Source organism: Pseudomonas azotoformans (assembly GCF_900103345.1).
GTDB lineage: Bacteria > Pseudomonadota > Gammaproteobacteria > Pseudomonadales > Pseudomonadaceae > Aquipseudomonas > Aquipseudomonas azotoformans.
The window spans coordinates 1,898,279-1,910,993 of sequence record NZ_LT629702.1 but is presented as its reverse complement, the minus strand read 5'-3'; the positions used below and the strand labels follow the sequence as shown (position 1 = coordinate 1,910,993).

Sequence of the window (12,715 nt, the reverse complement as noted above, 5' to 3'; positions counted from 1 at the left end):
CATGCTTGTTGAATGTCTGTTTGGGGGCGGGAAAGAGGCTGATCGTTCCTGAATGGCACTCAGTAAAAGCTATGTTGCCAGCATTGTGCAAATGTAGGACTTCCTAAATGCGTGTAGTATTTTTCTGTTGGGTTTAATGTGGGTTGTTCTTTGTGGTGTGTTTTTGCATTGCACGCATGATAAACGCAGTGGGGCTTATGTCTGGAGGTTTAGAGCACATGCGCGTTACCTTGTAACTATTATGTTTTTTGAGTCGCCAGTTCATAGATCAGGAGTACTATCAGCACGCTCACGACGAATGAGTGCAGGGCAACACATTCATCAAGATCGGTTGCTTGTACACGCACACGGCAATCACAAGCGATGTGAGGGGCAAAAACGCATTGGAGTACGGCTGCCTGGGAATACGGGATTCTCCGCTGGACGCCGCCAATAGATAGAAAAATGAAGGCTTGGTCATAGCTGCCGCACGCAGGGGAACCTGCTGCAGCATCGTTGTTTTATTGCGCAGTGAACAGGGAGGTTCGCCCCTTTCACATTTTTTCAGAATTGACTGAAAGACATCATCCCACTCACTGCCTATGATGCCCACCGCCCACCCGGCTCTGGGGACTGTTGCAGCGCAAGGATTGCGCTGGTGAGCCGGGTGGGCACTTCAGTTTATGCCAGCAGCGCCTGGGTGCATTCATTGATGGAGCGCTGCTGCGTCTCGCCATACAGTTTCAATTCATCAATCGTCCGCCGGCCCAGTGCCTGTTCGAACTCGGCCTGGTTCGAGTTGGCTGCGTAGTGACTCTGCGCCGCGTCCCCCAGGTTCGACTGGAAAATCCCCGCCGCGCTTACCGGCAGAAAATCTTCATACACCAATGGTTCCACGTCGATGTGGCCAGCGGCGATCAGTGCCTCCAGGGTGCGCGGTTGATCGGCGCTGCCGCGTGCCGCCAGGCCTTGCTCGGTGGGGAAGTAGCGGTAGTAGGCCAGGCCCTGGTCGCGCATCTGGGCGTGGTTGTCCGGGAAGGCCTGGAAGTGTTCCTCCATCAATTCGACATAGCGCGCAGCGTTGCCCTCGTTGGGGAAGGCGCCGAGTGCGTCGCGGGCGGCGTTCAGCAGTTGGTCGTAGAGTGCGCGGCCTTTGGGCGTCAACGCCACGCCGCGTTGTTCGATTTCACCGAAGCGTGCGCTGTGGCTGCCTTGGGTGTCGGTGAAGGCGATGGGTTCATCCAGGGCCTTGAAGCTGGTCTGGCGCAGCAGGATCGGGCAGTGGCGGCGCGGTGGGCCTTCGATCACGGCCTTGGGCGTGATGCCTTTGCCGGGCATGGCGGCCTGGACCTGGTCGATGTCCAGGGTGCGCGGGGTCAGGTGGTTGATGTGCGGCCCTTTGAAGGCGACCACGTCGGCGATCAGGCGGTGCTGGTCGCTCAGTTGCTGGTACTGCGCGCCGGTGACGGTGGCGGTGTGATGCCAGCGGAAGGTTTCCAGGGCCTGGCGGATGAACTCGTCGGCATCCTGGGCGTTGAGGCCGCCATCTTTTTCGGCTTGTTCAATCAGCGCCAGGGCGCCGGGGGTGAAGATCGAGCGCTTGGCCAGGGCCGTCTCGGCGAAGGCGCGCAGGTCGGGGTTTTCGATCAGCTCCAGGCGCAGCAATGAGGTGAACACGCGAAACGGGCTGGTCTGCAGCGCCTGTTCATGCACCGCGCGAAACGCGGTGGAGTGCACGGGCACGCCGGCCGGGGTCAGGTCGTAGTAGCCCACCGGCTGCATGCCCATCACCGCGAACAGGCGGCGGATGGTGGCCAGCTCGGTGGCGGTGCCCAGGCGGATCGCGCCGTGGCGTTCCATGTCCAGGCGCTGGATTTCACCGGTACGTTGCAGCTGTTGCGCCAGCTGCGGTTGGGTGTCGAGCACGTGGGCATTGGTCTCGGCCACCAGCTCCATCAGCGCGCCATACAACGGAACTTCATCTCGGTACATGTCGGACATGGCCTTGGAAAAGCCCTTGCGGATCTCGTCGGGGCTGACCTGTGCGGTGCTGTGCATAGAAAAATTCCTGATGGCGGGGGCGAGGATGGTGGCCTTTTGCTGGATTTTGTTGAGCGCAAGGCCACCTTGCAAACGAAGATTCCTCAGGACTTCATTCTGCAAATGAATGAGATGACGTGAAGATGACAAAAATCAGCCCGCGTGAAATTTCATTTTCGGGCGATTTTCCTAACTAATTCTTCACGAAGTCCGCCCCGGCCGGCGTGAAAGAATCGTCACGTTGCAAGGATGAAAACGCCGTTACGCACATCGCACACATAAAAATATGTTTAGGGGCCGTCGTTAATGAAAATTTCTACACTGGCGTTGTCGATCACCGCCGCCGTTCTTGCACAACAGGCTTACGCCGATGATTTCGGGCTCGGCTCGCTGGGCACCGGCAACGGGCACAGCGGCTTCCTTGAAGACAGCCATGCGTCCGTCAGCTCACGGACCATGTACTACAGCGCGGACAACCGCTCGGGGACCAACAACGATCTGCGCGAAACCGCCACAGCGCTGCGGTTTGACTACAAATCCGGTTTCACCCAAGGCACCGTTGGCCTGGGCTTCGATGTCATGGCCTTCGGCGCCCTGCGCCTGGACGGTGGCGACGGCCACACGGCGGGCGCGGGCCTGGCGGGTAACGGCAATAGCTTCTTCCCGACCAAGAACAACGGCACTGAGCCGGCCGATTCCTTCGGGCGCGCCGCCGGTAACGTGAAGTTCCGGATTTCCCAGACCGAGTTGCACGTCGGTGGCGGACTGGCACCGGTCCTGCCGATCCTGGTGTCCAACGACAGCCGCGTAGCACCGCAGACCTTTGATGGCGGCATCCTGACCTCCAACGACATTCCCAACGTCACCTTCACCGGTGGTGAGCTGAACCGCGTCGAAGGCCGTGCCTCCAGCAACTCCACAGGCCTGAGCGTGGCCGGTGGTACTCGTGACAGCGACAGCTTCAAGTTCGGCGGGGTGGACTACAAACCGTTTGGGTCTTCCGACAACGTGATCGCGAAAAACCTGACGTTGCAGTACTACTACGCCCAACTGCAAGACTTCTACAAACAGAACTACGTTGGCCTGGTCCACACCCTGCCGCTGGGCAATGACCAGTCGTTCAAGACCGACCTGCGCTACTTCGACAGCCGCAGCGATGGCAAGAACGGCGAGAGCGGCTACCAGTTCAACAACAACGGTGGCTACGCCAAACACGCCGGCGAAGTCGACAACAAAACCTACAGTGCGGCCTTCACCTACCAACTGGGCGGCAGCAGCTTGATGCTCGGCCACATTGGCGTGGGTGACGACGGCGGTTTCGTCTGGGTCAACCAGGGCAGCCTCGCCGACCCGCACGCCCAAGGCGCTGGCGGCAGCGACTTCTACCTGTTCACCGACGCCGTGGTCGGCCAGTTCTCCCGTGCCGGCGAGCAGGTCAACTTTGGCCAGTACACCTATGACTTCAAGGCCTATGTGCCTGGCCTGAAGGCGTCCGTGGCCTACCTGGACGGTTCGGACATCAAGTCGAAGGTCGCCGGTGGCCCGGACCAGAAAGAGAACGAAGCTGACTTCCGCCTGGACTACGTGGTGCAGGCAGGTCCCCTGAAAGGCTTCGGTACCACGTTCCGTACCGGCACCTATCACGGCAAGAACACCGGTACTGCCGACCAGGACCAGACCCGCCTGATCTTCAACTACACCTACGCCATCTTCTAAGTCTTCATGTGCACCCGGGCGTCATTGGGCTCTACACTGCCTCTCACCTGGTAGGCGATGGAGGACCCGATGACGGCCACACCCGACACCCGAATGCTTGATACAACCGAAGGCCAGCGCCTGGCGCAGCAGGATGCCGAACGTTGGCGCGAGTGGGGCCCCTATCTGAGCGAACGCCAATGGGGCACCGTGCGCGAAGACTACAGCGCCGACGGCGACGCCTGGGCCTACTTCCCCCATGAACATGCACGCAGCCGCGCCTACCGCTGGGGCGAGGATGGCCTGGCCGGTTTCAGCGACAAGGCGCAACGCTGGTGCCTGGGCCTGGCCCTGTGGAACGAGCGTGACGCGATCCTCAAGGAGCGCCTGTTCGGCCTCAACAACGCCGAGGGCAACCACGGTGAAGACGTCAAGGAACTGTACTTTTTCGTCGACGGCGTACCGAGCCATGCCTACATGCGCATGCTCTACAAATACCCCCATGCTCCCTTTCCCTACGCCGACCTGATCAGCGAAAACGCCCGCCGTGGTCTGGCCGATGCCGAGTATGAGATCCTCGACACCGGCGTGTTCGAAGACAACCGCTACTGCGATGTCAGCGTCGAGTACGCCAAGCACCAGCCCGACGATATCTTCATGCGCGTCACCGTGCACAACCGTTCAGACCAACCCACCCGCTTGCAGGTATTGCCGCAACTGTGGGCGCGCAATGACTGGAGCTGGACCTTTGACGCGACCAAGCCGCAGTTGGTGTTGGACGGGGCGCAGGTGCTGGCACGCCATCCGGAACTGCCGGACCGTCATCTCAGCGCCTGGGGCCAGGACGGGCTGGAGTGGCTGTTCTGCGAGAATGAAACCAACTACCCCAGGCTGGATGGGCAGCCTGCACCGGGGCCGTTCAAGGACGGGATCAACGATTTCGTGGTCGAGGGCGTTCAATCCGCGATTCGCCATGACAGCGGCACCAAAGTCGCGGCGCGTTTCATCCTCGAACTGGCCGGCCTGGAAAGCAAAAGTCTCTACCTGCGCTTTGCTCCTGTCGACGCGCCACAGGTCAACGCGCGCAAGCTGTTCGAACAACGCCGCCAGGAAGCGGATGACTTCTACGCCGCCCTGCAACACGGCATGACCGACGACGATGCGCGCAATGTGCAACGCCAGGCGCTGGCCGGGTTGCTGTGGTCCAAGCAGCTGTACTATTTCGACGTCAACCAATGGCTCGACGGCGACCCCGCACAACCCGCGCCGCCGCCCGAGCGCCTGCATATCCGCAATACCCATTGGCGCCACCTGTCCAACTTCGACATCCTCTCGATGCCCGACACGTGGGAATACCCGTGGTATGCCTCGTGGGACCAGGGCTTCCAGGCGGTGGCCATGGCGCTGATCGATCCGGGGTATGCCAAGCAACAGCTGTTGCTGCTGGTGAAGGACCGCTTCATGCACCCCAACGGCCAATTGCCGGCCTACGAATGGCGTTTCGACGATGCAAACCCGCCGGTGCATGCCTGGGCCAGTTGGCGGGTGTATCAGCAGGACAAGGCGCTCAACGGCGTAGGCGATATGGATTTCCTCGAGCGGATTTTCCACAAGCTGCTGCTGAATTTTTCCTGGTGGGTCAACCGCAAGGACGCCGAGGGGCGCAACCTGTTCCAGGGGGGGTTCCTGGGGCTGGACAATATCGCCTTGTTCGACCGCTCCGCCGCACTGCCGCCGGGGTATCAGCTGGATCAGGCGGACGGCACGGCGTGGGTCGCCGCCTATGCGCTGGATCTGATGCGGATCGGCTTGGAGTTGGCCAAGCGCAATGCGGTGTATGTCGATATCGCGGTGAAGTTTTTTGAGCACTTCCTGTATATCGCTGGCGCCATCAACCGTGTCGACGACAGCGCCGAAGGCCTGTGGGATGAGCAGGACCTGTTCTTCTACGACGTACTGCACCGTCCCGACGGCCAGAACGAGCCGGTACGCCTGCGCTCGATGGTTGGCCTGATGCCGCTGTTTGCCGTGCTGGTGCTGGAGCAGCACGAACATGAAGGCCTGGAGGGCTTGCGCGAGCGCCTGCTGGGGTTCATGAAACATCGGCCGGACCTGGCCAAGCTGGTTTCACGCTGGAACGAACCGGGGCAGGGCAATCGCCTGTTGCTGGCGCTGCTGCGCGGCGAGCGGACCAAGGACCTGCTGCGGCGCATGCTCGATGAGCATGAGTTCTTGTCGACGTTTGGCGTGCGCTCCTTGTCCAAGGCATTCGCCGAGCAACCGCTGGCGTTGAAGATGAATGGCAACACCCTCAGTGCGAGCTACCAGCCGGGTGAATCCGACTCGCGGCTGTACGGCGGCAACTCCAACTGGCGCGGGCCGTTGTGGATGCCGGTGAACTACATGTTGATCGAGTCGCTGCGCGAATTTCACCGTTATTACGCGGACAACTTCTCGGTGGAGTACTCGGCGGGCAGCGGTTATCTGGCGTCCCTGGAGGAAGTGGCTGACAGCCTGAGCCAGCGGCTGACGCGGTTGTTCCTGAGGGATGAAAACGGCTCGCGGCCGTCGATGGTGGGGTATGCGCAGTTGGAGGCGGACCCGCAGAGCCGTGAGTTGGTGCTGTTCCATGAGTACTTTCATGGCGAGACCGGGCGGGGGCTGGGGGCTTCGCATCAAACCGGGTGGAGTGCGTTGGTGGCGTTGTTGCTGCAACCAAAAATCTAAGTAGCGCCGCAGAAAAAATGTGGGAGCGGGCTTGCTCGCGAAAGCGGAGTGTCCGTCAATGCACCTGGCACTGATACACCGCATTCGCGAGCAAGCCCGCTCCCACAGGGATTCAGGGTTGCCCGTGAATCAGGAAGGGAACAGCTCGCTCAGCTTCATGGCCAGCATCATGTCGCCTTCGGTGCGCAGCTTGCCGCCCATGAAGGCCTGCATGCCGTCGGTCTCGCCGCTGACGATGCCTTTCATGGTTTCTGCGTCCATCACCAGGGTGACCTGGGCGTCCGGGTTTTCGCCTTCCAGCAGTTCGCAGGTGTTGTTTTTCACTACCAGCGAGAAGTTCTGGGTGTCGTCGATGCGGAAACCGAACACCAGGTCCAGGCCGTCAGCGGCGGCTGGGTTGAATTTGGCTTTCATTGCTTCTACAGCTTTGGCTACGTCAGTCATGGTTTCGATCCTTTAGGGTAGAGTCCAGTGACCTTGGGGTCACGGTTGGCCGCAGTTCATCGGAACGTGATGAGCTGCGGCGCCTTCAACAGTTGCAAGTGGGTATGGCTGTTGAAGGAAGCCAGTGCCACCTCGCGCCCGCGGAATTTCAGCTGGTTGAGCGAGGTGTTAACAATTTGCCAGTTCAGTTCGAACGCCTGCGCGGCGGGCATCCGGGTGATCAGGTGGAGCAGGGCGGTGATGGTGCCGCCGGAGGTGAACACCGCGATTTTCTGCGTGTTGTCCGCCGCTTCAAGGATGCGTTGCAGGCCGCCTTGCACACGTTCCACGAAGCCCAGCCAGCTTTCGAGCCCCGGAGGGTCATAGGTGCCGGCCAGCCAGCGCTCGATGATCAAGGCGAAGATGCGCTGGAACTCGCTGCGGTTCTGCGCGGCATTGCGCAGGATCTCCAGGGCTTCGGGTTCGGTGGTGAGCAGGTCGGGGAGCAGGGCGCGGATGATCGCGTCGGCATCGAATTCGTTGAACGCACTGTCGGTTTCCAGCGCTGGTACCGGCAGGCCGAGGGCGTGGTACTGATCGAAGGCGGCGGTGGCGGTGTGCTGCTGGCGGCGCAGGTCGCCGGCCACGCAGCGGTCGAACACCAGGCCCATGTCCGCCAGGTGGCGACCGAGCACTTGCGCCTGCTCCACGCCGACGGACGACAGCACGTCATAGTCGTCTGCACCAAAGGAGGCCTGGCCATGTCGAATCAGATAGATGCTGCCCACGTCCGTTTTCCCGGTACGTTGAAAGTCTGGCGAGGTTATGAGGATGCCTGCGAGCTGTCAATGAAAAAACATACGCTTGTTTTAAAAGCTCGTTGGAGCCTGTCGTTGCTGGCGGTTTGATCACTGGCCCGAACGCGGTGCCGCCGGTATGCTGGGGCAATCCGCGCCCGGCGCACTGCACTTGTAAGGAGCAACATGGATTTTTTGGCTGAATATGCGAGCTTTCTGGCGAAGACCGTCACCCTGGTGGTCGCTATTCTGGTGGTATTGATCAGCTTCGCGGCGCTGCGCAGTAAAGGGCGCCGCAAATCCGCCGGCCAATTGCAGGTCAGCAAGCTCAACGATTTCTACAAAGGCCTGCGTGAGCGCCTGGAGTCGACCCTGCTAGACAAGGACCAGCTCAAGGCCTTGCGCAAGTCCGAAGGCAAGGTCGAAAAGAAGAAGGGCAAGCAGAAGGCCGAGGCCAAGCCGCGGGTGTTCGTGCTGGACTTCGACGGTGACATCAAGGCCTCGGCCACCGAAAGCCTGCGCCACGAAATCACTGCATTGCTGAGCCTGGCTACCCCGAAGGACGAAGTGGTGCTGCGCCTCGAAAGCGGCGGCGGCATGGTCCACAGCTACGGCCTGGCCTCGTCGCAACTGGCGCGTATCCGCCAGGCGGGTGTGCCGTTGACCGTGTGCATCGACAAGGTCGCGGCCAGCGGCGGCTACATGATGGCGTGCATCGGCGAGAAGATCATCAGCGCGCCGTTCGCCATCCTCGGCTCCATTGGGGTGGTGGCGCAGTTGCCTAACGTCAACCGCCTGCTGAAAAAGCACGACATCGACTTCGAAGTGCTGACCGCCGGCGAGTACAAGCGCACGCTCACCGTGTTTGGCGAAAACACCGAGAAGGGCCGCGAGAAGTTCCAGGAAGACCTGGACATCACTCACCAGTTGTTCAAGAACTTCGTGTCGCGTTATCGCCCGCAGTTGGCAATCGATGACGTCGCCACCGGAGAAGTGTGGCTGGGTGTTGCAGCCCTCGACAAGCAACTGGTCGATGAGCTGCAAACCAGCGACGAATACCTGGCCACCAAGGCCAAGACCGCCGAGGTGTTCCACCTGCACTATGCCGAGCGCAAGAGCCTGCAGGAGCGGGTGGGCCTGGCGGCCAGCGGTTCGGTAGACCGGGTGCTGTTGACCTGGTGGAGCCGGTTGACCCAGCAGCGGTTCTGGTAACTCTGTTCGGAAAATGGCGCTGATCCCTTGTGGGAGCGGGCTTGCTCGCTAAAGCGGTGGTTCAGTCGATACATGTGCGACTGATATACCGCTTTCGCGGGCAAGCCCGCTCCCACATTGGTTTGCGTTGTGTATGGATTATCGAGTCAGCAATGAGGGCTGCTGAACTGTGGGTATTGGTTTCCTCATCAACATCCCCACCACCAACGCTCCAAGCAACCCCAACAACCCCGCCACCCATAACACCCCGCTGAACCCACCCACAAACGCCTGCCGTGCCAGCGGCTGTATCACCGCCCGTGCCGACTCCGGCAACAAGCCCATCGCCGCCGGCATATCCCCGGCCACCACGCGTGAAGCAATCCCGTTGACCTGTGCCTGCCATTGCGCGCCGATGCTGGCGCTCAACAGCTGCTCGCTATGACTGCTCAACAATGCCCCATACACCCCAATCGCCAACATGATCGCGCTGAAGCGCATGGTCGTGCTCATGCCCGACGCCATCCCCGCGCGGTCCCGTGGCACGCAGGCCATGATGTTTTTCTGCGTATCGCCATTGAGCAAGCCAGCACCGGCGCCCGTAACGGCAATCGCCAGGGCGAAGGGCAGGTAGCCGCCGGCGTTCACTGCCCAGGCACTCAAGAGGTTGCCGCTGCCCACCAGCGTCAACCCGGCGGCCATCATCGTCGCGGGTGCAAAGCGTGCGGCCAGGCGTGCGCCGATGCGCGGACAGATCAGCATGGTCAGCGCAAACGGCAGCATGCCCAGGCCCGAGGCAATCGCGGAAAACCCCAGGCCGTTCTGCAGGTAAAACGGCAACAACGTCATCATCACCTGGGCACAGCCGGCATAGGCGAACATCCCCAGCAGCGCACCGATAAAGCGTGGGTGGCGGAACAGTTGCAGGTCGACCATGGGCCGCCGTTGCACCCGTTCGACGAGGACAAATACGCCCAGCAAGACCAAGCCGCCGATCAAGCGGGCGTAGGTCAACGGGTTGTCCCAGCCGATGCGATTGGCTTCGATAAGCCCCCAGATCAGGCACAGCAGGCTGGCGCTGAACGCCAGGCTACCCCAGGGATCGAGCCTTGCGGATTGGGTGTCGCGGGATTCCGGGATGGCGCGCAGGACCAGGCTCATCAGTGCCAGGCCCACCGGCAGGTTGAGGTAGAAGATCCAGCGCCAGCCCAGGTACTGGGTGATCAGGCCGCCCAAGGTCGGTGCGGCAGTCATCGCCACGCCCATGCACGCGCCCCAGAAGGCCCAGGCCTTGGCGCGCTCCACCTCGTCGTGGAAGGTATGGCCGATGGAGGCGAGGGCGGACGTGAGCAACAGCGCCGCGCCCACGCCTTTGACCGCGCGGGCGATATCGAGGAGCAGCGCGGTGGGCGCGGCCCCGCAACCCAATGACGCCAGGATGAAAATACTCAGCCCCCAGATCAGGGTTTTCTTGCGCCCGAACCGGTCGGCAATGCTCCCGGCCGGTAGCAATAACGCGGCAAACGCCAGCATGTAGGCGCTGACCACCCATTCGATATCGGCGAAGTTCGCCCCCAGGTCGCGGGCGATGCTCGGCAGGGTCACGGCGACGATATTGGTGTCGAGTACGATCAGCGAGCAGACGCCGGAGGCGGTCAGCAAGGTCAGGCGTGGTCTGACCCGGCTCATGGTTGAATTACCTCAAAGGCAATAAGCGGAATGCAGTTGACGGACATCGCAAGGGCTCTCTACTGTTCTGGTTTGCCTCAGCATATCCGCGCTGCCCAGCGCCTTTATTAGCCCGGCCGACTCATTTCATTACCTTTGAGCTAATGCAGAAATGGAAATCCGTCATTTTCGCTATTTCCTGGCCGTTGCCCGTCAGCGCAACTTCACCCGCGCCGCTGAGCAACTGGGTATTGCACCCCCCACCTTGAGCCGACAGATCCAGGACATGGAAACCAGCCTGGGCACCCGCCTGTTTGTCCGCCAGCAGCGCGAAGTCAGCCTGACCGAGGCTGGCGCCGCGCTGCTGATCGAAGCGGAGGCGACGTTGCGTCAGTTCGAGTTTGCCCAGCGCAATGCCCAGCGTGCCGGGCGCGGTGAGATCGGCCATCTTGAACTGGGCTACGTGGCTTCCGCCGTGTATTCCGGGGTGTTGCAACGGCAGATGCAGGAGTTCTGCCAGGCGTTTCCCGATGTCAGCGTGAACGTGCGCGAATGCGCCATGGCCACACTGCCGGGCGCCGTTGCGGACGGGCGCTACGACATCGGCTATATCCGTTCGCCGATGACCTTGCCGGACGGTGTGGAGGCCATGCGCCTGGACAGTGAAGGTTTTGTGCTGGCGCTGCCGCAGGATTCGTGGCTGTTGGGTTTGAAGGTAATCCACTGCGAGCATCTGCAAAACGAGACCTTCATATTGCCGGAGCAGATCAGTGGCACGCTGCATGTGGCGGCCCAAGGTGGTTTTGCGCCGCGCCTGGGGCCGCAGCCGGGTGGGTTGGTGGCGGTCGTCGCACTGGTGTCATTGGGGCAGGGCGTGGCGGTGGTGCCGGCGTCGGTGGTGGGGCATGTGAGCTTGCCGGGGGTGGTGTACCGCCCTATCCAGGGCAGCGAGGCGTCGTCCTGGTTATCGTTGATTTACCGGCGCTTCGAAAAAGCGCCGGCAGTAGTGCGGTACATCCAGCAGGTCAGGGCTCAAGCACAACCTTGAGGGACTTGTCGCCGCGCTCCATCACTGCAAACGCTTCCTTGAAGTCCGCCAGGGCGAACTTGTGGGTGACCACGTCGCGCATGTCGATCTTGCGGTTGCCGATAAAGTCGATGGCGCGTGGGTACATATAGGGCCCCAGGTGCGAGCCGAGCACATCCAGTTCCTTGCGGTCGCCGATGATCGACCAGTCCACCGTGGCCTCGTCATTGAACACGCTGAACTCGACGAACCGCCCCAGCTTGCGCAGCATCGCCAGGCCCTGGTTCACCGCCTTGTGATGCCCGGTGGCTTCGATGTAGATGTCGCAGCCGTAGCCATCGGTGATGTCGCGGATCTTCGCCAGCACGTCGACTTCGGCCGGGTTCCACACTTCGTCGGCGCCCATGCGCAGGGCGAGGGCGGCGCGTTCCGGTTTCATGTCCAGCACGATGAGTTTCTTCGGGTTGCGCATGCGCACCGCGCCGATGATGCCCAGGCCCAGGGTGCCGGCACCAGCGACCACCACCACGTCATCAAAGTCCACATTGGCGCGTTCGGCGGCGTGCAGCGAGCAGGCCAGGGGTTCGATCAGGATCGCTTCATCCGGGGCGATGGAATCCGGGACCTTATGGATGATGCCTTCCTTGGTGAAGATCATGTACTGGGCCATGGCGCCCTGCACGTTGTTCTGAAAGCCGTACAGGTCGTGTTTCTGGCACATCCAGTACTGGCCGTGGTTGCAGAAGCGGCAGCCCCAGCACGGCACGATCTGTTCGGAAATGACCCGGTCGCCGATCTTCACACCGCGCTTTTCCGCGCCAGGCCCCAGGGCGACCACGCGGCACACGAACTCATGGCCGGGAATCATTGGCGGTTTCACATAGCGTGGCTGCTCGGCATCGCCCCAGAACGACGGCGCGCCGCGATAGGTCTTGATGTCGCCCATGCAGATCCCGCACAACTCTACCTTGGTGAGGACTTCCTCGGGGCCGGGGGTGGGCACGTCGACGGTTTCCAGCCGATAGTCTTCCGGGCCATGGCAGACCACGGCCTGCATGGTTTTGGGGATGACGGGATGCAGTTGTTCTTGCGGGCGTTCGGTAACGGTGGACATGGCAGGCCTCACAACAAAAATGAACGGATCGCTCCCATGCGGGGAGCGATCAAC

The 12,715-nt window shown here is 61.5% G+C and carries 9 protein-coding genes; 4 read left to right on the top strand and 5 right to left on the bottom strand.

Features of this window, described 5'->3' with window-relative positions; genetic code table 11:
- Positions 1-660: 660 nt before the first annotated feature.
- Positions 661-2,037, bottom strand: coding sequence for a 2-oxoadipate dioxygenase/decarboxylase HglS (gene hglS, locus BLR69_RS08025; protein WP_071493076.1), 1,377 nt, complete (start codon positions 2,035-2,037; stop codon positions 661-663).
- Positions 2,038-2,325: 288 nt separating this feature from the next.
- Here hglS and BLR69_RS08020 point away from each other — a divergent pair, with 288 nt between their 5' ends.
- Positions 2,326-3,735, top strand: coding sequence for an OprD family outer membrane porin (locus BLR69_RS08020; RefSeq protein WP_071493077.1), 1,410 nt, complete (start codon positions 2,326-2,328; stop codon positions 3,733-3,735).
- Positions 3,736-3,804: 69 nt separating this feature from the next.
- A complete protein-coding gene (locus BLR69_RS08015) occupies positions 3,805-6,441 on the top strand; it encodes an MGH1-like glycoside hydrolase domain-containing protein (RefSeq protein WP_071493078.1) in 2,637 nt (878 codons plus the stop codon).
- 129 nt (positions 6,442-6,570) lie between these two features.
- Here BLR69_RS08015 and BLR69_RS08010 read toward each other — a convergent pair whose 3' ends face one another.
- Both BLR69_RS08010 and BLR69_RS08005 read right to left on the bottom strand, forming a co-directional pair.
- A complete protein-coding gene (locus BLR69_RS08010) occupies positions 6,571-6,885 on the bottom strand; it encodes an SCP2 sterol-binding domain-containing protein (RefSeq protein ID WP_071493079.1) in 315 nt (104 codons plus the stop codon).
- 56 nt (positions 6,886-6,941) lie between these two features.
- Complete coding sequence (locus tag BLR69_RS08005) at positions 6,942-7,652, bottom strand: histidine phosphatase family protein (protein WP_071493080.1); 711 nt, start codon at positions 7,650-7,652, stop codon at positions 6,942-6,944.
- Positions 7,653-7,847: 195 nt separating this feature from the next.
- Between BLR69_RS08005 and sohB the strand changes: the two genes are divergently transcribed.
- Positions 7,848-8,873 (top strand): protease SohB, encoded by a 1,026-nt coding sequence (gene sohB, locus BLR69_RS08000; protein ID WP_071493081.1) that lies wholly within the window; start codon positions 7,848-7,850, stop codon positions 8,871-8,873.
- A 138-nt stretch (positions 8,874-9,011) separates the two neighbouring features.
- Here sohB and BLR69_RS07995 read toward each other — a convergent pair whose 3' ends face one another.
- Positions 9,012-10,541 (bottom strand): MFS transporter, encoded by a 1,530-nt coding sequence (locus tag BLR69_RS07995; protein ID WP_071493082.1) that lies wholly within the window; start codon positions 10,539-10,541, stop codon positions 9,012-9,014.
- Between the two features lie 151 nt (positions 10,542-10,692).
- On the opposite strand from BLR69_RS07995, the gene BLR69_RS07990 reads away from it, so the two are divergent.
- Positions 10,693-11,568 carry a LysR family transcriptional regulator gene (locus BLR69_RS07990; RefSeq protein ID WP_071493083.1) on the top strand — a complete coding sequence of 292 codons (876 nt, stop codon included), beginning with the start codon at positions 10,693-10,695 and terminating at the stop codon, positions 11,566-11,568.
- Here BLR69_RS07990 and BLR69_RS07985 read toward each other — a convergent pair.
- Positions 11,546-12,661, bottom strand: a complete 1,116-nt coding sequence (locus BLR69_RS07985) for an MDR/zinc-dependent alcohol dehydrogenase-like family protein (RefSeq protein ID WP_071493084.1) — start codon at positions 12,659-12,661, stop codon at positions 11,546-11,548. The two genes, BLR69_RS07990 and BLR69_RS07985, sit on opposite strands and share 23 nt — an antisense overlap.
- Between the last annotated feature and the right edge of the window lie 54 nt (positions 12,662-12,715).